This is a genomic window from Streptomyces sp. NPDC005492, from assembly GCF_040605995.1.
Taxonomy (GTDB): domain Bacteria; phylum Actinomycetota; class Actinomycetes; order Streptomycetales; family Streptomycetaceae; genus Streptomyces.
On the sequence record NZ_JBEXDX010000043.1, the window covers coordinates 1 to 25,808 of the forward strand.

22 protein-coding genes and 1 pseudogene are annotated in these 25,808 nt (G+C 71.4%); 10 read left to right on the plus strand and 13 right to left on the minus strand.

The window, feature by feature from the left end:
• The coding region (locus tag ABZT04_RS36790; protein WP_356062409.1) for an ABC transporter permease at positions 1–2,125 on the plus strand (2,125 nt) is incomplete at its 5' end.
• A gap of 178 nt (positions 2,126–2,303) precedes the next feature.
• Entirely contained in the window at positions 2,304–5,081 is a 2,778-nt protein-coding gene (locus ABZT04_RS36795; protein WP_356062412.1) for a hypothetical protein, read from the plus strand.
• Here ABZT04_RS36795 and ABZT04_RS36800 read toward each other — a convergent pair.
• The gene (locus ABZT04_RS36800) at positions 4,968–6,038 is read right to left on the minus strand and encodes an ABC transporter ATP-binding protein (protein ID WP_356062552.1); all 1,071 of its coding nucleotides are present in this window, start codon (positions 6,036–6,038) and stop codon (positions 4,968–4,970) included. The two genes, ABZT04_RS36795 and ABZT04_RS36800, sit on opposite strands and share 114 nt — an antisense overlap.
• 161 nt (positions 6,039–6,199) lie before the next feature.
• Between ABZT04_RS36800 and ABZT04_RS36805 the strand changes: the two genes are divergently transcribed.
• From ABZT04_RS36805 to ABZT04_RS36820, 4 genes are all read left to right on the plus strand, one after another.
• Positions 6,200–7,459, plus strand: a complete 1,260-nt coding sequence (locus ABZT04_RS36805; protein WP_356062415.1) for an MFS transporter — start codon at positions 6,200–6,202, stop codon at positions 7,457–7,459.
• Positions 7,460–7,597: 138 nt separating this feature from the next.
• Positions 7,598–8,662 carry an aromatic ring-hydroxylating dioxygenase subunit alpha gene (locus tag ABZT04_RS36810; protein ID WP_356062418.1) on the plus strand — a complete coding sequence of 355 codons (1,065 nt, stop codon included), beginning with the start codon at positions 7,598–7,600 and terminating at the stop codon, positions 8,660–8,662.
• On the plus strand, positions 8,659–8,841 hold the full coding sequence (locus ABZT04_RS36815) for a hypothetical protein (RefSeq protein WP_356062421.1): 183 nt from the start codon (positions 8,659–8,661) through the stop codon (positions 8,839–8,841). The genes ABZT04_RS36810 and ABZT04_RS36815 overlap by 4 nt, the downstream gene beginning before the upstream one ends.
• Positions 8,838–9,773: a PDR/VanB family oxidoreductase gene (locus ABZT04_RS36820; RefSeq protein WP_356062424.1), complete on the plus strand. Its 936-nt coding sequence runs from the start codon at positions 8,838–8,840 to the stop codon at positions 9,771–9,773. Before ABZT04_RS36815 ends, ABZT04_RS36820 begins: the two co-directional genes overlap by 4 nt.
• Here the strand turns inward: ABZT04_RS36820 and ABZT04_RS36825 are convergent.
• A complete protein-coding gene (locus ABZT04_RS36825) occupies positions 9,724–10,497 on the minus strand; it encodes an IclR family transcriptional regulator C-terminal domain-containing protein (RefSeq protein ID WP_356062427.1) in 774 nt (257 codons plus the stop codon). The genes ABZT04_RS36820 and ABZT04_RS36825 overlap by 50 nt on opposite strands.
• Before the next feature lie 200 nt (positions 10,498–10,697).
• On the opposite strand from ABZT04_RS36825, the gene ABZT04_RS36830 reads away from it, so the two are divergent.
• Genes ABZT04_RS36830 through ABZT04_RS36845 form a run of 4 tightly spaced genes read left to right on the plus strand, consistent with a single transcriptional unit; the run spans position 10,698 to position 14,060 of the window.
• A complete protein-coding gene (locus tag ABZT04_RS36830; RefSeq protein ID WP_356062430.1) occupies positions 10,698–11,666 on the plus strand; it encodes an ABC transporter substrate-binding protein in 969 nt (322 codons plus the stop codon).
• The gene (locus tag ABZT04_RS36835) at positions 11,663–12,436 is read left to right on the plus strand and encodes an ABC transporter permease (RefSeq protein ID WP_356062433.1); all 774 of its coding nucleotides are present in this window, start codon (positions 11,663–11,665) and stop codon (positions 12,434–12,436) included. The genes ABZT04_RS36830 and ABZT04_RS36835 overlap by 4 nt, the downstream gene beginning before the upstream one ends.
• Positions 12,433–13,212 carry an ABC transporter permease subunit gene (locus tag ABZT04_RS36840; protein ID WP_356062436.1) on the plus strand — a complete coding sequence of 260 codons (780 nt, stop codon included), beginning with the start codon at positions 12,433–12,435 and terminating at the stop codon, positions 13,210–13,212. The genes ABZT04_RS36835 and ABZT04_RS36840 overlap by 4 nt, the downstream gene beginning before the upstream one ends.
• Before the next feature lie 20 nt (positions 13,213–13,232).
• On the plus strand, positions 13,233–14,060 hold the full coding sequence (locus ABZT04_RS36845; RefSeq protein ID WP_356062439.1) for an ABC transporter ATP-binding protein: 828 nt from the start codon (positions 13,233–13,235) through the stop codon (positions 14,058–14,060).
• A 1-nt stretch (position 14,061) separates the two neighbouring features.
• Here the strand turns inward: ABZT04_RS36845 and ABZT04_RS36850 are convergent, their stop codons facing one another.
• From ABZT04_RS36850 to ABZT04_RS36900, 11 genes and pseudogenes are all read right to left on the minus strand, one after another.
• A complete protein-coding gene (locus tag ABZT04_RS36850; protein ID WP_356062442.1) occupies positions 14,062–15,663 on the minus strand; it encodes a glycoside hydrolase family 13 protein in 1,602 nt (533 codons plus the stop codon).
• 39 nt (positions 15,664–15,702) lie between these two features.
• Positions 15,703–16,581 carry a carbohydrate ABC transporter permease gene (locus ABZT04_RS36855; protein ID WP_356062445.1) on the minus strand — a complete coding sequence of 293 codons (879 nt, stop codon included), beginning with the start codon at positions 16,579–16,581 and terminating at the stop codon, positions 15,703–15,705.
• Positions 16,578–17,560 (minus strand): annotated as a pseudogene (locus tag ABZT04_RS36860) (sugar ABC transporter permease). The gene ABZT04_RS36855 and the pseudogene ABZT04_RS36860 overlap by 4 nt, the downstream one beginning before the upstream one ends.
• 4 nt (positions 17,561–17,564) lie before the next feature.
• Entirely contained in the window at positions 17,565–18,911 is a 1,347-nt protein-coding gene (locus tag ABZT04_RS36865; protein WP_356062448.1) for an extracellular solute-binding protein, read from the minus strand.
• A gap of 110 nt (positions 18,912–19,021) precedes the next feature.
• On the minus strand, positions 19,022–20,020 hold the full coding sequence (locus ABZT04_RS36870; protein WP_355923208.1) for a LacI family DNA-binding transcriptional regulator: 999 nt from the start codon (positions 20,018–20,020) through the stop codon (positions 19,022–19,024).
• Between the two features lie 94 nt (positions 20,021–20,114).
• Complete coding sequence (locus ABZT04_RS36875) at positions 20,115–20,810, minus strand: GntR family transcriptional regulator (protein WP_356062451.1); 696 nt, start codon at positions 20,808–20,810, stop codon at positions 20,115–20,117.
• A gap of 105 nt (positions 20,811–20,915) precedes the next feature.
• Positions 20,916–21,917 carry a proline racemase family protein gene (locus ABZT04_RS36880; RefSeq protein ID WP_356062454.1) on the minus strand — a complete coding sequence of 334 codons (1,002 nt, stop codon included), beginning with the start codon at positions 21,915–21,917 and terminating at the stop codon, positions 20,916–20,918.
• Positions 21,918–21,953: 36 nt separating this feature from the next.
• Entirely contained in the window at positions 21,954–22,850 is an 897-nt protein-coding gene (locus tag ABZT04_RS36885) for a dihydrodipicolinate synthase family protein (protein ID WP_356062456.1), read from the minus strand.
• Positions 22,847–24,274 carry an FAD-dependent oxidoreductase gene (locus ABZT04_RS36890; RefSeq protein WP_356062459.1) on the minus strand — a complete coding sequence of 476 codons (1,428 nt, stop codon included), beginning with the start codon at positions 24,272–24,274 and terminating at the stop codon, positions 22,847–22,849. Before ABZT04_RS36890 ends, ABZT04_RS36885 begins: the two co-directional genes overlap by 4 nt.
• Entirely contained in the window at positions 24,267–24,569 is a 303-nt protein-coding gene (locus ABZT04_RS36895; protein ID WP_356062462.1) for a (2Fe-2S)-binding protein, read from the minus strand. The genes ABZT04_RS36890 and ABZT04_RS36895 overlap by 8 nt, the downstream gene beginning before the upstream one ends.
• Positions 24,566–25,720: an FAD-binding oxidoreductase gene (locus ABZT04_RS36900; RefSeq protein WP_356062465.1), complete on the minus strand. Its 1,155-nt coding sequence runs from the start codon at positions 25,718–25,720 to the stop codon at positions 24,566–24,568. Before ABZT04_RS36900 ends, ABZT04_RS36895 begins: the two co-directional genes overlap by 4 nt.
• Positions 25,721–25,808 lie beyond the last annotated feature (88 nt).

Genomic DNA, 25,808 nt, shown 5'->3' on the forward strand with positions numbered 1-25,808 from the left:
CGGGCTGCTGCGCCCCGGCGGCCGGGGCGCCGACGCGTGGGCGGCGGTGGGGCTGACCCTGCTGGTGCACGCCGCGGCCGTACTGCTGCCGGTGCTGCCGTCGGCGCGGTCGCGGCCGTCCCGGGGCGCGCGGGCCGCCGCCGCGCAGCGGCTGGGCGCCGATCTGGCGCTGCTGGCCGTGGGGGTGTTGGGGTATCTGGAGCTGCGGCGCCACCACTCACTGATCGCCGACGTGGGCACCGGCGGCGCGGCCGCCGACCCGGTGCTGGTCCTGGTGCCGGCCCTGGTGGCCGGCACCGCCGCGCTCCTGCTGCTACGGCTGCTGCCGCTGACCGCCCTGCTGCTGGACGCGTTCGGCCGGCGCAGCCGGGGCCTGGTCCTGGCGCTCGCGGGCTGGCAGGTGAGCAGGCGGGCCGCGCGCTCCGCAGGACCGGTGGTGCTGATGTGCCTGGCCGTCTCGGTGAGCGCCTTCGCCACCACCGCGCTGGCCTGCCTGGGCGGCCTGGCGTCCGAACAGGCCGCGTTCACCGTCGGCGCGGACGTACGGATCGACCCGTCCGCGGACAACGGCTACCCCGCCTCCGTTCTGGACTCCGCCTATCGCGCGCTGCCCGCGGTGACCGCCGTGACACCGGTGACGCAGTCCACGGTGAACCTGCCCGGCGGCGCCACCGAGAGCCTGGTCGGCACGATCGGCGGGCCCGCGCCCCGCACCCCGTCACCGATCGTCCCCGGGATCCCGCTCCCCGGACGTCCGACCGCGCTGCTGCTGGACGAGCGGCTGCGCAGCGACGCCGGCAGCGCGGCACCGGACCTGGAACTGACCGTGCAGGACGCGTCCGGCCTCGTCGGCGCCGTGACCACCCATCTGCCCGCCGCCGACGGAGCCAGGCACACGGTGGAGGTCCCGCTCGGCGTGGCGCTGAGCGGCGGCCACCCCCGGGCGTATCCGCTGACGGTGACCGCCGTCAACGTCCTGCCGCAGCCGAACACCCGTCCCGCCCGGCTGGACCTGGAGCTGCTCCGGGTCGGCACGCGCGGTCCCACGGACACCTGGGTCTCCTCGCTCCCCCACGGGCAGAGCTGGGCCGACGGCACGGACCACGCCGCCGACGCAACCGCCGGTGCCTGCGCGGGAAAACTGACCGGCGCCTACGACCTCGGCACCCCCGGCGTGTGCTCGATCGCCCCCGCCCGCGCCGAGGCTCTCCGAACCACCATCAGCACCGGCATCCGGGCCTCGACGGCGACCAGCGACGCCTTCGGCGGACTGGCCGCCGGCGACTACGACACCCGGCCCGGCGGGACGGTGCGCTTCGTGGCGGGCCGGGCCGGCCCTCCGGCGCCGCTTCCGGTGCGCGCCGACGCCACGGCGCTGCGCGACGCGCGCCTGAAGGTGGGCTCCACCACCACACTCGACCTGGGCGCGGGCGGCCGGGTCACCGCCAGGATCGTGGGCCGGGTCGAGTCGCCCTCCGGCCTGGGTCGCGGCCAGGGCCATCTGATCGCCGATCAGCGCGAGTTGTCCGCAACGGTGACACGGGCCGGTGGCGACCAGGAGGATCCCGCGTTCTGGTGGCTCGCCAGCACCGACAGCACGCGCACGGCCACCGCCGCCGAGGCGCAGCCCGCGCTGGGCCGGGTCACCACCACGGCACGCACCTCCGCGTCCCTCCAGGCCGACCCGTTCCGGGGCGGGCTGCGCCGGGTGCTGGAACTGGTCCGGTATCTGGCCCCCGGTTTCGCGGTGATCGCCTTCACCGTCCACGCGGTGGTCTCCACCCGGCAGCGCCGCACCGAGTTCGCCCTGCTCCGGGCGATCGGCGTCCGCACCAAGAGCCTGTCCGCGCTGCTGGCCGCCGAGCAACTGGGCCTGGCCCTCTTCGCGGTGCTGCCGGGCGCCCTGATGGGCATGGCCCTGGCATCGGCGGTCCTGCCGCTGGTCACCGTCGACGACACCGGCCAGACCCCCTACCCACCCCTGCCCCAACGCCTCCCCTGGACCACCGTGACCCTGACCGCACTGACCACCGCCCTCGCCATCACCGCGGTGGTCCTGATCCTGGCCCGACTGCTGGCCCGGGTGGATCTGGTGCGCGTACTGCGGGCGGGGGAGGACCGTTGAGCCGTACGAAGAGACCCGTGCCCGCACGCGCGGCGACGGCACGGCGCCGGGCACGCGAAGAAACCCGCGGCAACCTGCCGCTGAAGGCGCAGAACCCACAGGCCGGAGAAGACCGATGAACCGGCCGCCCGCGCCCGCCCGGAATGCACCGCCACCGCCACGCCCCGCCCACGCGGCCGTGACCCGCCGCCTCATCCGCAAAGAGACCCGGGGCGACCTCCCCCTGCTGGCCTGTCTCGCCGTGCTGGTGCTCGTGCTGACGGCGCTCTGTGCCTGGGCCCCCGCGCTCGTGGGCCGGCAGGAGGACCGGGCGTTGCGGCAGCGGGTCGGTGCCGTGCAGGCGCAGGCGCCGTTGATCAGTCTCAGCACCACGCCGGAGATCTTCGCCACCGAGCCACCCGCGCTGGACACCGCCGCCCTCCTCGGCTCCGGCCGCACCCTCACCGACCGGCTCGGCGGCTCCGGCGGACGGCTCCTGAGCTTCGCCGGTGGCACCTACGACTACGACCCGGCGTCCCTGCTGTCACCGCGGCCACCGGGACCCGCTCACACCGACGCCCGGCTGACGGTCAGTTATCTGCCGTCCGCGCGGGCCCATCTCCGCTACGTCAGCGGTCACGCGCCCGCCGATCACACACCGGTGGGCACCGCGCCCCAGATCGGCCTGTCGCAGCGCATCGCGCGGGCGCTCGGCGTCCGGGCCGGCAGCAAGCTGTCCCTCGAGTTCGCCAGGACGCCCGCCGTGCAGAACGCGTCGCCGCACGCGGAGTTGCTGGTGAGCGGGGTCTACCGCACCACGGCAGCGACGGACGGTTTCTGGACCGGCCAGGAGACGTTGGACCAGCCCTCGCGCTATCCGGCGGAGCACTCCGCCGGCACGGTGCTCGCCGTCCGCGGCCTCGTCGGCCTGGACGCCGCCGACCTGCTGGCCGGTGCCGGGGTGGGCGGCCCCCGGGTGACCTGGCAGGTGCGCGCCGATCTGTGGGGAGCCGCGTTCGACCGGGCGCGGGCACTGACCGGGCCGCTGTCCCACTACAGCGCGGACCTGAGCGCGGACCTGTGCCAGGGAAGCGACCCGATCACCGGCGACGTCGGCTGCCGGTTCGGCGCCCAGACCACCGGGCCCCTGCTGGTGACCGACTCCCTGACCCCGCTGCTGTCCGCGTTCACCGCCCAGGACGAGCAGGCCAGGTCGCTGGCGACGTTCGCCGTCGACGCGCTGGCCGCGGTCGCGCTGGCCACCGTCGCCGTAGCGGTACGACTGCTGCTGCGTCGGCGGCAGGCGCATCTGCGGTTGCAGCGCGCGCGGGGCGCGTCCACCGCGCGGCTGGTGCTGCTGCGCTGTGCCGTGGCCTGGCCGGTGGTGCTGATCGCCGCGCTGCTGGGCTGGGCCGCCGGTACGGCCCTGGCGCCCACCGGCACGTCCGGTGCGCCGCATCCGGTGGCCGCCGCCCTCGCCGCCGGGGTGGTGGCGCTGACGGTGCCGCTGATGACCTGGCTCGCGGTCCGCGAACCGCGCAGGCCCGGCCGACCGCGCCGCGGGAGCCTCGTCGGTCGGCGCGTGGTCCTGGAAGTGACGGTGCTGCTCACGACGGCGGCGGGCGTGCTCGCGCTGCGCTCGCAGGGCCCCGACGGGATTCTGGGCGCGGTACCGGTGCTGGTCGCGCTGGCCGTCGTACTCGTACTGCTCCGTATCTCCCCCCTCGTCCTGCGCCTGGTGCTGCGGCGGACCCGGCGCGGCCGGGGAGCAGTGGCCTTCGTCGGTGCGGCCCGGGCCGCGCACGACGCCCCGGCGACCGGGCTGGCCCTGTTCGTCCTGGTCCTGACCCTGGGCACGGCCGTGTTCGGCGGCCTTGTGCACCGTACGATCGACGACGGCCTGGCGACGGGTGCGGCCTGGACGAGCGGCGCCGACGCGAGCGCGACCGTGGCCGGGACCACGACTCCCGCGCCCGGCACTCCCCCCGGGATACGCACCGCCCTCCAGCATCTGCGCGGCCTCGACCTGGTGGGTCAGGCGGACGGCGCGGTGGTCCCCCAGGTCGCCGTGATCACCGTGGACCCGCGTCAACTGGCCGCCGTAGCCCCGCAGTCACCGCTCGCCGACGCGCTGCTCTCCGGGCTGGCCACCCCGCAGGGAACCCGGGTCGACGCGAACACCTCGCTGCCGTCCTTCCTGTCCCCCGGCCTACGGTCGAGCGAGCGCACAGGTGGCTTCACCGCCACGGTCGTGCCCGAAGGAGAGCGCCCGGTGAACCTGACCTTCGAACCGGTCGGCACCCTCACCACCACCGACCTGCGCGACCCGCTCCTCGGACCGGTCACCGACCAGCTCGCCGCCGGCACACCCATGCTGATCACCACCGCCACCGCCGAGACGCTGATGCCCCCGCAGTCCTCGGGAAGCACCGTCCTGCTCCTCAAGGGCGACGGTCCCTCCGCACTGCGGTCGGCGGCGGCCAGGGCACTCGGGCCGTTGGCCCAGATCCACGTCCGCGCCGAGACACTGAGCGCTCTGCGCGCCGACGGCCTGACTCGCGGACTCTCCACGGTCTACACCGTCGGCTCGATCCTGGCCGCGCTGTCGGGCCTGCTCGCGCTCGCCCTGGAACTGGTCCTCACGTCCCACGAGCGGAGCCGTACCACCTCGTTCCTGCGCACGCTCGGCCTCGGCGGCAGGGCGGCCGGGGCGATGCACTTCCTGCAACTGCTGCCCCTGGCGGTGGCCTCGGCCGTGGGCGGCACGCTGCTCGGGCTGCTCGAACCGCGGCTCATGGAACGGACCATGGACCTGCGGCAGTTCACCGACGGCCCCGCCCAACCGGCGCTGCGGACCGACTACTCACTGACCGTCGCCCTCGTCGCCGGGGTGACCGTGCTGATCCTGGCCGCCGCGGCCACCGAGACCGTCCTCGCCCGCAGGCGCCGCCTGGGTTCCGTACTGCGCCTCATGTGAACGCCCGCGCGCCGCGCCCTCCGCGTCGGATTTCGCCCGCCGGGCGGCCTCGTCGGGCCACACGCCGATGTGGTCGCTCTCCAGGGCCAGCCGCACCCGCTTGCGCATGTGCAGCCGCTCGGTGAACTCGCCCGGCAGTTGCAGCCGACCACTGCCGTCCAGTACGGCGTACTCCTCGGCGGTGAGCACATCGACGCCGTCCTTGCCCGTGGCGACCCGGCGCAGCACCTCGGTCGAGGTCCGGCCGTTGCGGATGAGTACGGTGCGCTGCACCTGCTCGGACACCAGCGCGTCGTGGGTCACCACGACCACGGTGACGCCCAGGTCCTCGTTGGCCCGGCGCAGCGCGGCGAAGACCTCGTCGCTGGTGGCGGTGTCGAGTTCGCCGGTGGGTTCGTCGGCGAACAGCACCCGGGGCTCGTTGGCGTTGGCGACGGCGACGGCCACCCGCTGCTGCTCGCCGCCGGAGAGGGTGTCCGGCGTCCGGTCCCGGCAGTGGCCGACGGACAGCAGATCGAGCAACTCCTCGGCGCGGGCCCGGCGTCGGGAGCGTTTGATCCCGGTGTACGTCATCGGCAGCATCACGTTCTCGGCCGCCGAGAGGTAGGGCAGCAGATTGCGGGAGGTCTGCTGCCAGACGAACCCCACGGTGCTCCGTCGGTACGCCAGCCGCTCGCGGCGTTTCATCGCCAGCAGGTCGTGCCCGGCGACCTCGGCGGCCCCCGCGGTGGGCACGTCCTGGCCGGAGAGTATGCCGAGCAGCGTGGACTTGCCGGAGCCGGACGCCCCGATCACCGCGACCATCTCGCCCTGACCCACGTCGAGATCGAGCCCCTGGAGGGCCTGCACCTCGACGCCCTCGGTCCGGTAGATCCGCACCAGGTTCTCGCAGACGACCAGCCCCTCCTCACGCCGCGGCGCGGCAGCGGCGGCGGCCCGCCTTCGCAACTCGTCCAAGTCCGGTACCCCGACCGGCTGTTCGTGCAGTGCCACGCGGTCTCCCGGGAGGTGGGGTTGGTGGATGCGGCTGTCGGACAGGCGTCAGGGTAGTCACGAATGGTGCGCCGGACACAGGGCAGCCGTGTCTCCGTCCGGCGACGAAGGGATATGTCTCCTCGATGGCTTCCACCGCTCCCGCCCCTCCCCCGTCGGACCGATCCGGCACGAGGGCTCTGCGCCGGCTGATCACCGCCAACGGGCTCAGCGCGGTGGGAGACGGTGCGCGGTTCGCGGCGCTCCCCCTGCTGGCCGCCTGGAGCACCGGAGACGTGTTCTGGGTGTCCGTCGTGGCGGCCGCGAGCCGTGCGGCCTGGCTCCTGGCACCGGTCATCGGCACCCTCGTGGACCGCGCGCCGCTGCGCCGGTCGTTGGTGGGGGCGGACCTGACCCGGTGCGCGACGCTGTTCCTGCTGTGCGCCCTCGTGGTGACGGGATGGACGCCGGTGACGGTCCTGGTGCCACTGGCGTTCGGCGCGGGCCTCGCCGAGGTGTTCTTCGACAGCGCCGCCCAGGCCGTGGTGCCCACGGTGGCCGCCGATCACCAACTGGAGCGCGCCAACTCCCGCGTCATCTCCGCGCAGATCGTCGGAACCGGCTTCGTGGGTCCGCCCGTGGGCGCCGCGCTCTGGGCGGCGTGGCACCCGCTCCCGTTCCTCCTGGACGGCCTGACGTTCCTCGCGTCGGCGCTGCTGCTCACCGGGCTCCCGGAGACCGCGCCGGCCGCGGTCGACGGCGAGCGAGGAATGCGGAGCCTGCTGCGAGGCACCTGGGCCGGGCTGCGGTTCCTGGCACGCGACCGGATCCTGCGGCGCCTCATGATGGTGGTCGCGGTCCTGGGAGTGGCGCAACAGGCGGTCTACGCGGTGCTGGTGGTCTACGTCGAACAGCGGCTCCATCTGCGCCCCTTCGGCTACAGCCTCATGCTGGTCGCCGCGGCCGTCGGCAGTCTCGCCGGGGCGAGGAGCGCGCCCCGGATCGTGCGCCGGCTGGGTTCGGGCCGGAGCATGAAGGTGTCGGTGTCCGTCTCGGCGCTCAGCTATCTGGTCGTCGCCGTACTGCCCCGATGGCCGATGGTCGCCGTCATGCTGGCCCTCAACAGCGCCGGAGTGGTGCTGTGGAACGTGTGCACGGTCTCCCTCCGGCAGCGCCTGACCCCGCCCGGCATGCTGGGGCGGATGACCAGCGGCTACCGGCTCGCCGCCTGGGGAGCCATGCCGCTCGGCGCCGCGGCGGGCGGCGCCCTGGCTCGGCACGCCGGACTCGACGCCCCCTGGGCCCTGGCCGGCCTGCTCCTCCTGGGGTGCCTCCCCTTCCTGCGCACGGTGCCGCCGACGGGACCCGCTGCGGCGAAGACCGACCCTGGCCCGCCCGTCAGTTGACGGCGCTCCTTGGTCGGCGGCAAGGAACCCCTTCCGTCTGACAGAAGCCGCCTTGCCGACCCCCCGCGACCCTCACGACCCTGGATCCAACCACGGCACACGGGGCGACGGCGCCCCGCCGACAGGGACGGGAACGCCATGCCTCACATGACCGCCTTCGCCAGGAACCAGTGGTACGTCGCCGCCTACAGCCACGAGGTCGGCCGCGACCTGCTCGGCCGGACGATCCTCGGTGAGCCCCTCGTCTTCTACCGCACCGAGGACGACGGCACCGTGGTCGCGCTGCACGACCGCTGTGTGCACCGCAGGTTCCCGCTCTCCGAGAGCCGGCTCGACGGGGACCGGATCGTGTGCGGGTACCACGGGTTCACCTACGACACGACGGGCGCCTGTGTGTACGTGCCGGGGCAGAAACGCGTCCCCCGCACCGCCCGCGTCGCCGCGTACCCGGTGGTGGAGCAGGACGCGCTGGTCTGGGTGTGGATCGGCGACCCTGCCCTCGCCGACCCGCAGGTCCTCCCCCGCGCCCCGCACCTCGCCTCCCCCGACTGGGTCACGGTCAGCGGCATGGAGCCGATCGACGCCGACTACGGCCTCCTCGTCGACAACCTCCTCGACCTCTCCCACGAGACGTATCTGCACGGCGGCTACATCGGCTCCCCCGAGGTCGCCGAGACCCCGATCACCACGGAGGTCGACGAGGGCGCCGGCATCGTACGGGTGAGCCGGCACATGGACGACGCCGAGTGCCCGCCGTTCTACGCCAGGTCCACGGGCATCACCGGGCGGATCACGCGCTGGCAGGACATCGAATACCACGCGCCCTGCCTCTACCTCCTGCACAGCCGGATCGCCCCGGTGGGCGTGCTCCCCGAGGCGGACGGCAGCGACCCGAACGGCTTCCACACCGAGATCACCTACGCCATCACGCCCTCCTCCGACGGCAAGGTGTACGACTTCTGGGCGGTCTCGCGCGACTGGGCCACCGACGACGCCGAGGTCACCGAGTTCCTGCGGAGCAACAACCACACGGTCGTGATGCAGGACGTGGACGCCCTCAACCTCCTTCAGAAGACGCTGGGTTCGGAGCGGAGCGGCTATCAGGAGCTGAGCATCAACATCGACACCGGTGGTCTCGCCGCCCGCCGTATCCTCGCCCGGCTGGTCGAGGAGGGCGCCAAGCCCATGGAGAGGGTCCAGTGACCGCTCCGACCGGCGAGGTCTACCGCATCGACTGGCTGCCGGGCACCGACGTCCTGCACGGCACCTGCCACTGCGGCCGCGAGCACACCTCGCAGGACCCGCTCGAGATGTGGGAGTGGATGCTCGCCCACCCCCGCGGCCACACGGTCGACGACCAGCCACAGGGAGCCGACACATGACCGACTACGAAACCGAACTCGTCGTGGCGGAACGGGAGTTCGCGGCCGACGGCGTGCTCGCCCTCACCCTGCGCCACCCGCTCGGCGAGCAACTCCCCGCGTGGGAGCCGGGTGCGCACATCGACGTCGTGCTCGGCCCGGACCTGGAGCGCCAGTACTCGCTCTGCGGCGACCCGGCGGACCGTACGGCCTGGCGGATCGCGGTACTGCGGGAGCCGGCCGGGCGGGGTGGATCGGCCCATGTCCACGAGGAGTTGGGGCAGGGCGACAAGGTGCGGGTGCGCGGTCCGCGCAACAACTTCCGGCTGGAGCCCGCGCCGCGCTACCGCTTCGTCGCGGGCGGCATCGGCATCACCCCCCTCCTGCCGATGCTGGCCGCGGCGGAGGCGGCGGGCGCGGAGTGGAGCCTCCTCTACGGCGGTCGCACCCGCGAATCCCTGGCGTTCGTCGGGGAGTTGAGCCGCTACGGCGAGCGCGTCACCCTCGCCCCGCAGGACGAGGTCGGGCTGCTGGACCTGGCCTCGGTCCTCGACGACGTCCCCGAGGGCACCCTCGTCTACTGCTGCGGCCCAGGGCCGCTGCTCGACGCGGTCGAGGAGCGGTGCCCGAGCGGGATCCTGCGCGTGGAGCGGTTCCAGCCGAAGGTCCAACAGACGGGCGCCGACAGCGAGTTCGAGGTGGTGCTGGAGCAGAGCGGCAGGACGGTCACCGTCCCGGTCGGGGTCTCCGTGCTCGACACCGTGCGCGCCGCCGGGGTCGAGGTGCTCTTCTCCTGCACCGAGGGCACCTGTGGGACCTGCGAGACCGACGTCCTCGAAGGTACTCCGGACCACCGGGACTCGGTGCTCAGCGAGGAGGAGCGGGCGGCCGGCGAGACGATGCTCATCTGTGTCTCGCGCTGTCTGGGAAAGCGACTCGTGCTCGATCTGTGATCCGCAGATCGTCGTCGATCCGCGCCACCGCCGCGAGCAACTGAGGCAGCAGGTCCCGTCGTACGGCGTCGGCGGAGTGCCGGCCGGCGTGCGCCCCGACGCTCACGCCGGCGACCACCGCGCCGTCCCGGTCCCGCACCGGGGCGGCGACCGCTCTGAGCCCCTCCTCCATTTCCTCGTCGAGGAGCGCGTACCCCTCGTGCCGTATCCGCCGAAGTTCCTTGCGCAGCACGTCGGTTGACGGTCGTGCGTCGACTTCCTCGTCCGGCAGGTGGGCGAGGAGCACCCGGCCCGCGGCGGTGGCGTGGGCAGGGTGGCGGGTGCCGACGGTGATCGTGGCGGCCAGGATACGGCGGGCCGGGAACGCGGCGACGTGGACGACGTCGTCGCCGTCGAGGACGCACAGGGACGCCGACTCCCCTGTCCGCGCGACGAGTTGCTCCAGATGCGGGGCCACGATCTGCGGCAGGGTGGAGCCGGCGAGGTAGGAGTAGCCGAGCTCCAGGACGCGCGGGGTGAGCCGGAACAGGCGCCCGTCGGACTGGACGTAGCCGAGGTCGGCCAGGGTCAGCAGCAGCCGGCGGGCGGCCGCGCGGGTCAGTTCACAGGCGCGCGCCACCTCGCTGAGCGTCCGGGCGGGGTGCTCGGCGTCGAAGGAGCGGATGACGGCGAGACCGCGCTCGAAGGACCTCACGAAGTGCGGTGCGCGGACTGCCGCAGGCATCGTCGCCTCCAGACGGACGCACGAAGTGCGCTCCGGGAGCACGGTAGAAGCGCGATTCAATAACTGTCAACAATTTTGTTAGCCAAACCATTGACCGGATCGGACGCCGGGTTCTACGTTCCCGCTGAGCACCAAGAAGAGCACCACTGTGCGCTGTGCGCACAGCCTGTCGGAACAACGATGTCTGCACAGGAGGAGCCATGCGTCGTCTGCTCGCCGGTCTCACGGCCGGCACATTCCTGCTCGCCACCGCGGCCTGTGGCTCGTCCGACGGCTCGAGTACGTCGAAGAGCACGTCGTCCGGAGGCACCACCACGGTCAAGGTGGGCGTCATCCCCATCGTCGATGTCGCCCCGCTCTATCTCGGCCAGAAGAAGGGCTTCTACAGCAAGCACGGCCTGAAACTGACCACGACCCTCGCGCAGGGCGGCGCGGCCATCGTGCCGGGTGTGGTCAGCGGCCAGTTCCAGTTCGGCTTCTCCAACATGACCTCGCTGATGCTCGCCCAGACCAACGACGTCCCCGTGAAGGCCATCGCCAACGGCGTGGCCTCAACAGGCGTCTCCGGCAAGGACTTCGGCGCCCTGGTCGTCAAGAAGGGCAGCACCCTCAAGTCGGCGAAGGAGCTGGAGGGCAAGAAGGTCGCGGTCAACACGCTGAAGAACATCAACGAGACGGCCGTACGCGAATCCGTCCGCAAGGCCGGCGGCGACCCGGACAAGGTGAAGTTCGTCGAGCTGGCCTTCGACCAGATGCCGGCCGCGCTCGACAAGGGGCAGATCGACGCCGCGATGGCCGTCGAACCCGCGCTCACCACCATGCTGAACCAGGGCGCCCAGCAGATCGCCTGGCCGATGGTCGACGTGGCGAAGAACCTCACCGTCGCCATGTACTTCACCTCGCAGGCCTACGCCGCGAAGAACCCGGCTGTCGTCAAGGAGTTCCAGGAGGCCACCGCCGAGTCCCTGGCCTACGCCGACGCCCACCCGGACGAGGTCCGGCAGATCGTCGCCACCTACACCAAGGTCCCCGCGAGCGTGCTGGCCAAGGTGATCCTGCCGAAGTGGCCGGCCGACCCGAACCGTTCCTCGATCGAGGCGCTGGAGAAGCTCAGCCAGTCCGACGGGCTCTTCAAGAAGTCCCCCGACCTGGACACGCTGCTCCCGTGAAGGGACTGAACACCGCACTCGGTGCGGCCGGACTCGCGGCCTTCCTCGCCCTCGGCGAGGTCGTGCCGCGCGTCGGCATCGTCAAGGAGGCCTACTTCCCGCCGACCAGCAAGATCGCCTCCGCGTTCTGGGACGAGCTGAAGGACGGCGCGTTCTGGTCGGCGCTCGGCGACACGCTCACCGGCTGGGCCCTGGGCCTCGCGATCGCCGTCGGCGCGGGCATCGTCGTCGGCGTCCTGCTCTCCGTCGTCCCGCACCTGCGCGAGGCGACCGCCTCGACGATCGAGTTCCTGCGCCCGATCCCCTCGGTCGCCCTCATCCCCCTCGCGGTGCTGCTGTACGGCACCGCACTGAAGTCGGTGCTCCTGCTCGTCGTCTACGCCTCCTTCTGGCAGATCCTCATCCAGGTCCTCTACGGCGTCCAGGACGTCGACCCGGTCGCCGAGGAGACGGCGCGGTCCTACGGCCTGGGCACCTGGGCCCGGGTGCGGCATGTGCTGTGGCCGAGCGCGCTGCCGTACGTCATGACGGGTGTGCGGCTGGCGGCGGCGGTCGCGCTGATTCTCACCATCACCGCCGAACTGGTCATCGGGGCACCGGGGTTGGGAGCGACGATCATGATCGCGCAGAGCTCGCAGGCCGTCCCCGAGATGTACGCCCTGATCGTCGTGACCGGTCTGCTGGGGCTGCTCATCAACGTGGGCGCGCGTACGGTCGAGCGGCGGGCGCTGGCCTGGCACCAGTCGGTGCGAGGGGAGGTGGCGGTATGAGGCGGGTGCTGATCCGTCTGCTGTTCGTCGTCGCGCTGCCTGCGGTCCTGGTCACCGTGTGGTGGCTGGCCTCGGACGGCAGCACCAACGTGTTCTGGCCGCCGCTGCGGACGATCCTCACGACCTTCCCGGACGTGTGGACCGCCGACCGGTTCAAGGCGGACGTACTGCCCAGCATGTGGCGGCTCGCGGCCGGCTACGCGGCCGCCGCCGTGGCCGGGGTCGCGCTCGGCACCCTGATCGGCTCCTACCGGCGGGTGCGGGCGGTGTGCGAACCGGTCCTGGAGTTCCTGCGTGCGGTGCCGCCACCGGTCCTGGTCCCGGTCATCATGCTGTTCGCGGGCATCGGCGACACGATGAAGATCGTGGTCATCGCGAGCGGCTGTGTCTGGCCCGTCCTTCTCAACACCGTCGAGGGCGTCCGCGCGGTCGACCCGGTGATGCAGGAGACGGCCCTCTCCTACGGCATCACGGGCACCGCCCGGCTGCGCAGCCTGGTGCTGCGCTCGGCGAGCCCGCAGATCTTCGCGGGGCTGCGGCAGGCGCTGTCCATCGGGATCATCCTCATGGTCATCAGCGAGATGTTCGGGGCCACGGACGGACTGGGCTACGCCGTCGTCCAGTTCCAGCGCAGCTTCGCGATCCCCGACATGTGGACCGGCATCCTCGTCCTCGGGATGCTGGGATTCCTGCTCTCCGTCGTCTTCCAGGTGGTCGAGCGGCGGGTGCTCGGCTGGTACCACGGTCTGCGCGCGGCCACCCGCCGGTCCCCGTGAACATCGTGAAAGGGCGGTCCATGCACGCGCTACTCGACGTATCCGGCCTGAACAAGGTCTACGAGGGCTCCGGTCGCCGGGTGGAGGCGGTGCGGGACCTCACGTTCACCGTCGACACCGGTGAACTCGTCTGTCTCGTAGGCCCGTCGGGCTGCGGCAAGACGACCCTGCTGAAGTGCATGGGCGGACTGCTCACCCCGACCGCGGGCGAAGTCCGCCTGGGCGGCCAGAAGGTGAGCGGTCCGCCGCCCGGCATGGCGTTCGTTTTCCAGGAGTACGGACGCAGCCTGTTCCCCTGGATGCGGGTCGCCGAGAACATCGAACTCCCGCTCAAGCAGAAGGCGTTGAGCAAGGCACGCAGGCGTGAGCTGGTCGCGGACGCGCTGGAGTCGGTGGGGCTGACGGAGGCCGCGGGAGCCTATCCGTGGCAGTTGTCGGGCGGTATGCAGCAGCGGGTCGCGATCGCCCGCGCGTTGGCGTACGAGCCCGAGGTCCTGCTGATGGACGAGCCGTTCGCGGCGGTCGACGCACAGACCCGGGCCGATCTGGAGGACCTGGTACGGGGTTTGTGGCGGGAGCGCGGGATCACCATCCTGTTCGTGACGCACGACATCGACGAGGCCGTGTACCTGGGCGAGCGGGTGGTCGTCCTGTCCGCGTCCCCGACCGTCGTGCAGGAGCAGTTGAAGGTCGATCTGCCCGTGGAGCGCGACCAGTTGCACACCCGGGTCGCCCCGCGCTTCGCCGAACTGCGGACCCATGTCTACGAGCAGATCCAGGCGGCGAAGCGCGGAACTCTCCCGGTCCAGGACCGGCTCACCAAGTCGGACACGCCTCCGCTGCGCTGAACTACCGCTCCGTGCGCAGCCAGACAGCCGTGTCCCGGGGAAGGCGGCCCCCATCGTCCAAGGGGCCGCTGGCGAGCAGGAGTTGGGTGTACGGCGGGAGGTCGGCGGGCGTGTCCGACAGGTTGACCACGCAGGTCGCGCCGTCCGTGCGGGTGAAGGCGAGGACGCCTTCGGGGGCGGGCAGCCAGGTGAGAGGGCCGTTGCCGAAGGCCGGCCGGAGGCGGATCGCCTCACGGTAGAGGTGGAGCATGGAGTCGACGGTCCGCTGCTGACGGTCGACCGCATACGATGTCCAGCCGACGGGCTGGGGAAGCCACGGTTCACCGCGCGAGCCGAAGCCCGCGTACGGTGCGTCGGCCACCCAGGGCAGCGGCACCCGGCAGCCGTCGCGGCCTGGGTCGGTGCCGCCCGACCTGAAGTACATCGGATCCTGTATGCGGTCGACCGGCAGCTCGACCTCGGGCAGCCCCAACTCCTCCCCCTGGTACAGATAGACCACCCCGGGTAGGGCCAGCGACAGCAGCGCCGCCGCCCGGGCGCGGCGGGTGCCGAGGGCGAGATCGGTCGGGGTGCCGAAGGTCTTGGTGGCGAAGTCGAAGCCGGTGTCGGCGCGGCCGTAGCGGGTGACCGTGCGGGTCACGTCGTGGTTGCACAGGACCCAGGTGGCGGGCGCGCCGATCGGGGCGTGCTCGGCGAGGGTCTCGTCGATCGAGGCGCGTAGCCGGTCGGGATCCCATGGGCAGGACAGAAAGGCGAAGTTGAAGGCGGTGTGCAGTTCGTCCGGACGCAGATAGCGGGCGAAGCGCTCGGTGTCGGGGAGCCAGACCTCGCCGACGAAGACGGCGCCGTACTCGTCGGCGACGGCCCGCCAGGCGCGGTAGATGTCGTGGAGTTCGTCGCGGTCGACGAACGGGTTCGGGTCGCGGCCTTGGACGAAGTCGGGCAGGTCGGGGTCCTTGGCGAGCAGCGCGGCCGAGTCGATGCGGACGCCCGCGACCCCGCGCTCGAACCAGAAGCGCAGGATGTCCTCGTGCTCCTGACGCACCGCCGGGTGGGCCCAGTTGAGGTCGGGCTGTTCGGGGGTGAACAGATGGAGGTACCAGTCTCCGTCGGGGAGGCGGGTCCACACGGGTTCGGTGGAGCCGGCGAACTGCGACGGCCAGTCGTTGGGCGGGAGTTCACCGTGCTCGCCGCGCCCCGGGCGGAAATGGAACAGCTCGCGCTCGGGGCCGCCGGCCAGGGCGGCGCGGAACCACGGGTGCTGGTCGGAGACATGGTTGGGCACGATGTCGACGATCGTGCGGATGCCCAACTCCCGTGCCTCGGCGATGAGTTTCTCGGCCTCTGCGAGAGATCCGAAGGCCGGGTCGATGGCGCGGTAGTCGGCGACGTCGTAGCCGCCGTCCTTCAGCGGTGACAGATACCAGGGGTTGAACCACAGGGCGTCCACGCCGAGTTCGGCGAGGTAGGGCAGTCTGGAGCGGACGCCCGCCAGATCGCCGGTGCCGTCGCCGTCGCCGTCCGCGAAGCTGCGGACGTACACCTGGTAGATGACGGCGGAGCGCCACCAGTCGTGGCTGAGGGCAGGGGTGGGCTGTCCCACGGTGCTGGCCTTTCTGTCGGAGGGCGTCGAGGGGCGATGTCAGCCCTTCGTGCTGCCCGCGCTGATCCCGGCGATGATGTGGCGCTGGAAGACCAGGAACATGGCGACCATGGGGATGCTCGCGATCACCATCGCGGCGATGAGCACGGTCAGTTGGATGTTCTGCGACAACTGGACGAGCGCCACGCTGATCGGCTGTTTGCCGGTGTCGGAGAAGACCATCAGCGGCCACAGGAAGTCCTGCCAGACGGCGACCAGCGCGAAGATCGACACGACGCCGAGCACGGGCCGGGACATGGGCAGCACGATGGACCACAGGATGCGGAGTTTTCCGGCGCCGTCGATCTCGGCGGCCTCCATGACGTCGCGCGGGAGCTGGTCGAAGAACCGCTTGAGGAGATACAGGTTGAAGGCGTTGGCGACGGCCGGCAGCCAGATGCCGAGGGGGGCGTTGAGGAGGCTGGTGTGGATCAGCGGGAGGTCGGCGACGGTCAGGTACTTCGGTACGACCAGGGCCTGCGCCGGGACCATCAGCGTCGCCAGGATGCCGCCGAGGATCAACTTGCCGAAGGCGGGCTTCAGTTGGGAGAGGGCGTAGGCGGCGGCCGTGCACAGGACCAGTTGGAACGCCCAGGCACCGGCGGCCTGGACGACCGTGTTCCACAGGTGCTGCGGGAGTTGCATCAGGTCCCACGCGTCGGTGTAGCCGCTGAGATGCCAGTGCTCGGGGATCAGGGTGGGCGGGGTCCGCGCCACCTCGTCCGGCGACTTCATGGCGCCGGTGACCATCCAGTAGACGGGGAAGAGGAAGGCGAGGGCGAAGAGCACGACGACGCCGGTGAACACGGTCCAGTAGACGGCCCTGCCGCGGGGCCTGCCGAGTGTCGCCGGGGAGAGCAGCGTACGGGTGGCGGTCACAGGTCGTCCTCTCCGGAGCGGGTCAGCCGCAGATACCCGGCGGAGAAGACGCCGAGCAGCACGAGGAGCATCACGCTGAGCGCGCAGGCGCCGCCGAAGTCGTTGTAGAGGAAGGCGTATTTGTAGATCAGGTAGAGGACGGTGACCGTGGCGTTCTCCGGGCCGCCGCCCGTGATGACGAACGGTTCCGTGAAGACCTGCATCGTGGCGATGATCTGAAGGAGCATCAGCATGAGGATGACGAAGCGGGTCTGAGGGATCGTCACGTACCGCACACGCTGGAGGAGGCTCGCGCCGTCGAGTTCTGCGGCCTCGTACAGCTCGCCGGGGATGGACTGGAGCGCGGCCAGGTAGATCAGGACGGTGCCGCCCATGTTGGCCCAAGTGGCCACGATGACCAGGGAGATGAGGGCGGTGTCGGTGCCGTTGGACCAGTTCGAGGTGGGCAGGTGCAGAAAGCGCAGCGCCTCGTTGGCGAGGCCCGCTCCGGGGTCGTAGAACCATTTCCACAGCAGGGCGGTGACCACCGGCGGGATCATCACGGGGAGGTAGACGACGATCCTGAAGAACGCCTTCCAGTGCCTCAACTCGTTGAGGACCAGGGCGAGTACGAAGGGGATCGCGAAGCCGATGAGCAGGGCCAGCAGGGTGAAGACGAGGGTGTTGCGCCAGGCGGCGGTGAACTCGGGGTCGTGCCAGACGCGGGTGAAGTTGGCGGTGCCGACCCACTCGGGCGAGGAGCCCGGCGTGTACTTCTGGAAGGCGATCACGACCGCGCGGATCGCCGGGTACCAGGAGAACAGGGCGAAGCAGATGAGCCCGCCGACGAGGAACGCGTAGGCGCGGGCCTGATCCAGGAGGCGGCGCCGCCCCCGGCCCCCTGCCGTGGCTCGTCGGGCTGATTCGCACGAGAACCGGCAGCATGGACCGGTTCTACCGCCGTCGGCTCGACGGGGCTCCGGGTGGCCGTCCGGGTCATCGGGTCAGCCCCGGGCCAGGATGCCGTCGATCTTTCCGGAGGCGTCCTTGAGGAGCTGGTCGATGTTGGCGTCCTTCTTGGTGAGGACGGCGGAGACGGCACCGTCGAGGACGGAGTAGATCTGCTGGGCGTCCGGCGGCTCGATCTTCATCTGGAGGGACTGGTTGCCGTCGAGGAAGGCCTGGTAGTTCTGCACCGGCACATTGGCGTTGGCCTTCTTGACCTGCTGGTCCTTGGCGTCGGCGGCGCCGGTGAACAGACGTGGCTCGGGCAGTCCGACAGGGGCGTTCGCCTTCTTGGCGCGGGCGTAGTCGCCGAGGAAGCCGGTTCCGGGCGTCAGGAACATGTGGTCGAGCCACTTGAGGCCGGCGCGGATCTGGGCGGGCGTGTCGTGCTTGTTGAACATGTAGCCGTCGCCGCCGATGAGCGTGCCCTGGCCGCCCGGCATCGGGCCGAGGGCGAGGTCGTCGTAGTTGCCGCCCTTCTCCTTGACCAGGATCGGGATGTTGTCCGGGGCGGAGAGATACATGCCGAGCTTGCCCGAACCCATGAGCTGCTGCACGTCGTTGATGACGAGGAGCTGCTTGCTGCCCATCGAGTTGTCGCTCCAGCGCATGTCGTGCAGGTTCTGCAGGACGGCCTTGCCCTGGGGTGTGTCGACGGTGGCCTTCTTGCCGTCGGCGCTGACGACGTCGCCGCCCTGGGAGTACATCTCGGCGGTGAAGTGCCAACCCCCTTGGTTCTGGGCGCTGTAGTCGGCGTAGCCGACGGTGCCCTTGCCGAGCGCGGCGATCTTCTTGGCGTCGGCGCGGACCTCGTCCCAGGTGGCCGGGGGCTTGTCGGGGTCGAGGCCGGCCTGCTGGAAGAGCTTGCGGTTGTAGATCAGGCCCATCGAGTAGCCGGTGCGCGGGATGCCGTAGATCTTGCCGTCGACGGTGTAGATGTCGCGCAGTTGCCGCTGAAGAGTGTCGTAGCTCTTCAACTCCTTGATGTACGGCGTGAGATCGGCCGCCTGCTTGATGTTCACGACGTGCTTGGCGTCGGTGAAGTACGTGTAGAACACGTCCTCCATCTGACCGCCGGCGAGTTTGGCGTCGAAGGTCTTCGGGTCCTGACACGGGAACGCGTCGTGGGTGACGACGTCGATGTCCGGGTTCTGCTTCTCGAAGGACGCGACGTCGGAATCGAAGAACGTGCGGTCGACCTTGGCGCTCTTGGGCGGCTCGCAGTTGACCGTGATGCGCGTCTTGCCGCTCGCCGAGTCGTCGCCGGACCCGCAGGCGGCGGCGGTGAGCGCGAGCGAACAGACGCCGATTGCGGCGAAGGTGCGGCGGAACCCGGTGCTTCTCATCGGTGGACCCCTTTGGGCAGGAGCGGTGGGCGCCGCACACTCAAGCACCGCCGACACCTGTCCGCAAGATGTCGCGCAGAATCTGTAATTATTCGACAGCGTGACGGCTCTCAGCCGCGCGGCGCTTGCGCGGTGGAACCGCGGACCACCAGTTCCGGTTCGAAGAGCAGTTCCTCGGCAGGTACGGCGGTGCCGCCGACCTGTGAGTTCAGGAGCTCCACGGCCGCCCTGCCCATGGCTTCGATGGGCTGGCGGACGGTGGTCAGCGGGGGCTCGGTGCAGTTCATGAAGGCGGAGTCGTCGTAACCGACGACAGAAATCTGTGACGGTACGTCAAGTCCCTTGCGGCGGGCGGCCCTTATGGCACCCAGGGCAAGAGGGTCGCTGGCGCAGATGATGCCGGTGACACCCCGGTCGATCAGCCGCGAGGCCGCGGCGTGGCCGCCCTCGATGGAGAAGATGGCCCGCGCGACGAACTCGTCCGGCAGGTCCCCGGCCAGGGCCCGGGCGGCGGCCAATTTCCTTGCCGACGGCATGTGGTCGGCGGGCCCGAGGACGAGCCCGATGCGCTCGTGCCCGAGGGAGGCGAGGTGCCGCCAGGCCTGCTCGACGGCGACCGCGTCGTCGCAGGAGACGGCGGGGAAACCGAGGTGGTCGATGGCCGCGTTCACCAGGACCACCGGGATGTTGCGCTCGGCGAGCAGCCGGTAGTGGTCGTGCGGCGCGTCCGCCTGCGCGTACAGACCGCCGGCGAAGACCACTCCGGAGACCTGCTGTTCCAGCAGCAGGGTCACGTAGTCGGCCTCGGAGACGCCGCCCTTGGTCTGGGTGCAGAGCACCGGGGTGAGGCCGAGTTGGGCGAGCGCGCCGCCGATCACCTCGGCGAAGGCGGGGAAGATGGGGTTCTGCAGTTCGGGCAGCACCAGTCCCACGAGCCGCGCGCGTTCCCCGCGCAGTTGGGTGGGCCGCTCGTAGCCGAGGACGTCCAGGGCGGAGAGCACCGCCTGTCGGGTCGGCTCGGAGACTCCCGGTTTGCCGTTGAGCACCCGGCTGACCGTGGCCTCACTGACCCCGACCTTCTTCGCCACCTCAGCAAGTCGTCGCGTCATGTGCGCAAGAATAGCGCAAGGTACGCAAGTGGTTTGCGTTATCGGGCGGAAGAATGGAACGGATCAGTGTTCCTGGTGCCGGTCAGTGTGCCAGTCAGTCGTGGGCGGCCCACAGCCCTCGGACGTGCCCCAGATGACGGGTCATGATCTCACGCACGGCCTGCTCGTCCCGGTCCAACAGGGCGTCGAGGAGTTCCAAGTGCTCCTGGGCGGAGGCCAGCAGGCGTCCGGCCTCGACGAGAGAGGTCAGCCCGTAGAGGCGGGAGCGCTTCCGCAGATCGCCGACGACCTCGACGAGATGGGCGTTGCCGGCCAGGGCGAGCAGTCCGAGATGGAAGCGGGTGTCGGCCTCGACGTACGCGATGAGGTCGCCGGTCACGGCGGCGCCGACGATCTCCCGGGCGGCCGGACGCAGCGCCTCCAGCGACACGGGATCGACGCTCGCGGCCAGCCCCAGCACCGTGGGGATCTCGATCAGCGCGCGGATGTGGGTGTACTCGTCGAGCTGCCTCTCGGAGACCGCGGTGACCCGGAACCCCTTGTTCGGGACGGTGTCGACCAGCCCCTCCTTGGCGAGGTCCAGCATGGCCTCGCGCACCGGGGTCGCCGAGACACCGAAGCGGGCGGCGAGCGTCGGCGCGGAGTACACCTCGCCCGGCCGCAGTTCACCCGCGACCAGCGCGGCCCGCAGGGCATCGCCGACCCGCTCGCGGTAGCTGCTCTTCGTGCCGCCCAGCGAGGGCAGCTGCGGAGCGGTGGCGGGCGGGGCACTGGTGCGCGGGGCGGCCATCGGGTCTCCTAGTGGTGCAATGTCACACATGCTGCACGTCGGGCATGGTGCAGGTTGTGCGCGATGCAATGTCACGCGTGACATTGCCTCCCGATTATCCCCGACCTAGAGAACGAATCCGCCCGGGAACGGATCGGCGGGATCGAGCAGGTACTGGGCGGTGCCGGTGATCCACGCGCGCCCGGTGAAGCTCGGCAGGACGGCGGGAAGGCCGGCCACCTCCGTGGTGCCCAGGAGCCGCCCCGCGAACTGTGTCCCGATGAACGACTCGTTCACGAACTCGGTGTGCAGCGGGAGTTCACCGCGTGCATGGAGTTGTGCCATGCGGGCGCTGGTGCCCGTGCCGCAGGGCGAGCGGTCGAACCAGCCCGGGTGGATCGCCATCGCGTGCCGCGAGTGCCGGGCGGTGGCGCCGGGTGCGTACAGGTGGACGTGGTGGCAGCCGCGGATGGACGGGTCCTCGGGGTGGACGGGCTCGTCCCGCTCGTTGATCGCCTCCATGAGCGACAGGCCCGCCTTGATGATGTCGTCCTTGCGGGACCGGTCGAAGGGCAGCTCGAACTGGTCCAGCGGCAGGATGGCGTAGAAGTTGCCGCCGTACGCCATGTCGTATGTCACCGTCCGCCCGTCGGCGAGGGTGGCCTTGCGGTCCAGGCCGACGGAGAACGACGGGACGTTCCTGAGGGTGACGTTCTTCGCGGCGCCGTTCTCGACCGCGACCTCGGCGACGACGAGTCCGGCGGGGGTGTCGAGGCGGATCGTGGTGACCGGCTCGACGACCTCGACCATGCCGGTCTCGACGAGCACGGTGGCCACGCCGATCGTGCCGTGCCCGCACATCGGCAGATAGCCGGACACCTCGATGTAGACGACGCCCCAGTCGCAGTCCGGGCGAGTGGGCGGCTGGAGGAGCGCGCCACTCATCGCGGAGTGACCGCGCGGCTCGTTCATCAGGAACTGCCGGATGTGGTCGCGGTGTTCGCGGAAGTACAGCCGCCGCTCGTTCATGGTCGCGCCGGGGATGGTGCCGATGCCGCCGGTGATCACCCGGGTGGGCATGCCCTCGGTGTGCGAGTCGACGGCGTGCAGGACGAGTGTGCTGCGCATGACGCTCCTGGTGGATCGATGGCGATGCGAGGGTGCTCAGGCGAGTCCGACCGCGACCGCCTTCTCGGTGGCGGTGCGCACGACGGCTTCCTGCTCGGGCAGCAGCGGCACGCGCGGCGGGCGGACCGGGCCACCGTGCCTGCCGACGATGTCCATGGACAGCTTGATGGCCTGTACGAACTCGACCTTGGAGTCCCAGCGCAGCAGCGGGTGCAGTTGCTCGTACAGCTTCTTCGCGGTGGCCAGGTCGCCGCCGGTGGCCGCGTGGTACAGCTCGACGCTCGCGGCGGGCAGCGCGTTCGGGTAACCGGCCACCCAGCCCTTGGCACCCGCGAGCGCCAGCTCCAGCAGGACGTCGTCGGCGCCGATCAACAGGTCGAGTTCCGGGGCGAGTTCGGCGAGCTGGTAGGCGCGGCGGACGTCTCCGGAGAACTCCTTGACGGCGTGGATGTAGCCCTCGCCGTGCAGCTTGGCGAGGAGTTCCGGCACCAGGTCGACCTTGGTGTCGATGGGGTTGTTGTACGCCACGATCGGCAGCCCCGCCTTCGCGACCTCCGCGTAGTGCGCGAGGACGGAACGCTCGTCGGCGCGGTAGGCGTTGGGCGGCAGCAGCATCACGGAGGCGCAGCCGGCGTCGCGGGCCTGTTCGGCCCAGCGCCGGGATTCGGCGGAGCCGTAGGCGGCGACACCGGGCATCACGCGCGCACCGCCGATCGCGGCGACGGCTGTCTCGACGACCTTGGCGCGTTCCTCGGGGGTGAGCACCTGGTACTCACCGAGCGAGCCGTTGGGTACGACGCCGTCGCAGCCGTTGTCGACCAGCCACGTGCAGTGCTCGGCGAACTTGCCGTGGTCGACGGCCAGTTCGTCGGTCAGCGGGAGCGCGGTGGCGACGAGGACGCCGCGCCAGGGGCGGTTCGGGGTGGTGGTCATGGGGAGTCCCCTCTCGATGGTTCTGATCGGTCGTTGTCGGTCTCGCCGGCGCGCGCCAGCACGCCGAGCGGCACAGGCTGCGCGAACGGCCGCCGGGAAACGGCGAGTTCGCACCCGGCGAGCCCCGCGACCGCGGGCCCGCACACCCGCCCCTGGCACCAGCCCATCCCGGCCCGGGTCAGCAGCTTCACGGTCCGTGCGTCACCGGCGCCGAGTCCGTCCATGGCCTCGCGGACCGCGCCGGCGGTGACCTCCTCGCAGCGGCAGACGACGGTGTCGTCGGTGACGCGGTCGGTCCAACGGGCGGGCGGCGCGTACACGGTGGCGAGCGCGGCGGCGAACTCCCGCAGTCCGCTACGGGACTTGGCGGCCGTGGCCCAGGTGCGCGGGTCGGGTTCGGTGCCGTTCAGGCGTGCGGCGGCGGAGCGTCCCGCGATGTGGCCCTCGGCGAGGGAGAGGGCCGCTCCGCCGATGCCGGTGATCTCGCCCGCCGCCCAGACGCCGGGGACATCGGTGCGTTGTTCGTCGTCGACGTGGACGTCCGTCCCGTCGAGCCGGCAGCCGAGGGTCTCGGCGAGGTCGGTGTGCGGGAGCATGCCGTGGCCGACGGCGAGGGTGTCGCAGGCGATGCGGCGTGCGGTGCCGGGCCGGACCCGTCCGTCGGTGTCGAGCGCGGCGACGGTCACCGCCTCCAGCCGCTGCTCGCCGTGCGCCTCGACGACGGTGTGACGGGTGAGCAACTCGACACGGTGGCGCAGGAGTTGGGCCGCGTAGCGGGCACCCTCGGCGACCTTGCCGGGCTGCGCGCCGAGCGCGCGGGTCCGTCGTAGAAACGCCTTGGGGTCGGCGGACTCGACGAACGCGGCCACGTCGACTCCGGCGGCCGCGAGTCCGGTCGCCACAGGGAGGAGGAGGGGGCCGGTGCCGGCGACCACGGCGGTGCGGCCGGGGACGGCGAGGGTGCCTTTGAGCATGGCCTGGGCGCCGCCCGCGGTGAGGACGCCGGGGAGGGTCCAGCCCGGGAAGGGCAGGACCTTCTCGTAGCCGCCGGTGGCGATGAGGACGGCGTCGGCGCGCACTTCGGCCGGGTCCTCCTGCGTGGGGCCGAGCAGGGCGTGCACGGTGAAGTGGTCCGACCGGCGTTCCACGAACCAGACATGATGATCCGTCAAGTGTGTCGCGCGACCTGCCCTTACATGCTCGTCGAGGGCGTACCGCAGCCGCTCCCATGTGCGCCACTGGTGGTGCAGGGCCTGTGGGCGACGGGCGTTCAGTCCGGTGGCGGGCTGCCGGTAGAACTGTCCGCCCGCCCGTGCCGCCGAGTCGAGCAGAGTGACCCGCACGCCGTGCGTGGCGGCGGCCGTCGTGGCGGCGAGTCCCGCCGGGCCCGCACCGATCACGGCGAGGTGCGGTCGGTCAGTCACCGTGGCCCGTCCCCTCCTGCGTGCGGATGGCGTCCCCCGGGTGCAGGGACGCCAGGCAAGCGCGTTGGTTCGGGCGGTCGTTGACGGTGACGAGGCAGTCGTAGCAGATCCCGATTCCGCAGAAGACGCCTCGCGGGCGTCCCTCGCCGCGAGTGGTGCGCCAGGACGTCACGCCCGCCGTCCAGAGTGCGGCGGCGACGGTCTGGCCGGGGAGTGCTTCGATCTCGCGGCCGTCGAGAGTGACCGTGAAGGCCGGGTCCGGGTGGGCCCCGGCGAGGTGCAGGGGAGATCTCACGCGCCCTCCTCGACGGGGAAGCGGTCGGGGCGGAAGGGTGTCGGATCGAGGTCCGGGGGCCTGCCGCTCAGCAGTTGGGCGATCAGGTGCCCGGTGCCGGTGGCGAGTCCGATACCGGCGCCCTCGTGCCCGCAGGCGTGCACGAGGCCGGGGACACGGGGATCGGGGCCGATGGCGGGGAGGTGGTCCGGCAGGTACGGGCGGAAGCCGAGGTAGGAGCGCATCGCGCGGACCTCGGACAGGAACGGGAACAGCTCGGTCGCGCCCGCCGCCAGCGCCCGCAGGACCGGCAGCGAGAACGTCCGGTCGTAGCCGACGCGTTCGCGGCTCGCGCCGATCAGAACGGGCCCGGCGGCCGTGCCCTCCACGACCGGTGAGGTCTGGAGGGCGGCCGAGTCGCTGGCCACGTCGGCCACGTAGTCGGCGGCGTACACCTTGTGGCGGACCATGCGCGGCAGCGGCTCGGTGACGAGGACGAAGCCGCGGCGCGGGAGGACGGGGAGGGCGACTCCGGCGAGGGCGGCGAGTTCACCGCCCCAGGTGCCGGCCGCGTTGACGACGGTGGGGGCGAGGAGGTCGCCCCGGTCGGTGCGTACGCCGTCGACGGTGCCGTCCGGCTTGAGGAGTACGTCCGTCACCGTGCGGCCGGTGAGCAGACGGGCGCCCGAGACCCGGAGGAGGTGGGCGGCGGCCAGGGCGGGCATCACCTGGGCGTCCTGGGTGTAGTGCACGCCGCCCGGGAGGCCAGAGGCGAGCCGGGGTTCGAGGTCGTAGAGCGCCTCGCCGTCGACCGGTTCGGCGACGACTCCGGCGGTGCGCTGGCCCTCGGCGAAACGCTTGAGCGCGGTGAGGCTCTCCGGCGTGGAGGCGACGACGAGGCCGCCCTTGGCCTCGTACTCGACGAACTCGCCGAGTTCCTGGGCGAGTTCGGTCCATAGACGGCCGGAGAGGAGGGCGAGATCGAGTTCCGGGCCGGGTTCCTTGTCGGAGACGAGCAGGTTGCCCTCGCCGGCGCCGGTCGTGCCACCGGAGACCGGGCCGCGGTCCACGACGACGACATCGAGGCCCGCACGAGCTGTGTAGAGGGCGCAGGCCGCGCCCACCATTCCGGCTCCGACGACCACGACATCGCAGGTCAGTACCTTGCTCACGGCAGTACTATGTCACATGGCGCACATGCTGGGAATGACGCCGCGCACGTCGTTCGACCGAGGCGGGGTCTGGATCGGGATCCGGGTC

Coding starts and splice junctions, on each gene's coding strand:
- ABZT04_RS36865 (WP_356062448.1), bottom strand. CDS start 18,911: ATGAGAAGCACCGGGTTCCGCCGCACCTTCGCCGCAATCGGCGTCTGT.
- ABZT04_RS36880 (WP_356062454.1), bottom strand. CDS start 21,917: ATGCGCAGCACACTCGTCCTGCACGCCGTCGACTCGCACACCGAGGGC.
- ABZT04_RS36825 (WP_356062427.1), bottom strand. CDS start 10,497: ATGCCTGCGGCAGTCCGCGCACCGCACTTCGTGAGGTCCTTCGAGCGC.
- ABZT04_RS36875 (WP_356062451.1), bottom strand. CDS start 20,810: ATGGCCGCCCCGCGCACCAGTGCCCCGCCCGCCACCGCTCCGCAGCTG.
- ABZT04_RS36830 (WP_356062430.1), top strand. CDS start 10,698: ATGCGTCGTCTGCTCGCCGGTCTCACGGCCGGCACATTCCTGCTCGCC.
- ABZT04_RS36870 (WP_355923208.1), bottom strand. CDS start 20,020: ATGACGCGACGACTTGCTGAGGTGGCGAAGAAGGTCGGGGTCAGTGAG.
- ABZT04_RS36805 (WP_356062415.1), top strand. CDS start 6,200: ATGGCTTCCACCGCTCCCGCCCCTCCCCCGTCGGACCGATCCGGCACG.
- ABZT04_RS36840 (WP_356062436.1), top strand. CDS start 12,433: ATGAGGCGGGTGCTGATCCGTCTGCTGTTCGTCGTCGCGCTGCCTGCG.
- ABZT04_RS36885 (WP_356062456.1), bottom strand. CDS start 22,850: ATGACCACCACCCCGAACCGCCCCTGGCGCGGCGTCCTCGTCGCCACC.
- ABZT04_RS36810 (WP_356062418.1), top strand. CDS start 7,598: ATGCCTCACATGACCGCCTTCGCCAGGAACCAGTGGTACGTCGCCGCC.
- ABZT04_RS36820 (WP_356062424.1), top strand. CDS start 8,838: ATGACCGACTACGAAACCGAACTCGTCGTGGCGGAACGGGAGTTCGCG.
- ABZT04_RS36845 (WP_356062439.1), top strand. CDS start 13,233: ATGCACGCGCTACTCGACGTATCCGGCCTGAACAAGGTCTACGAGGGC.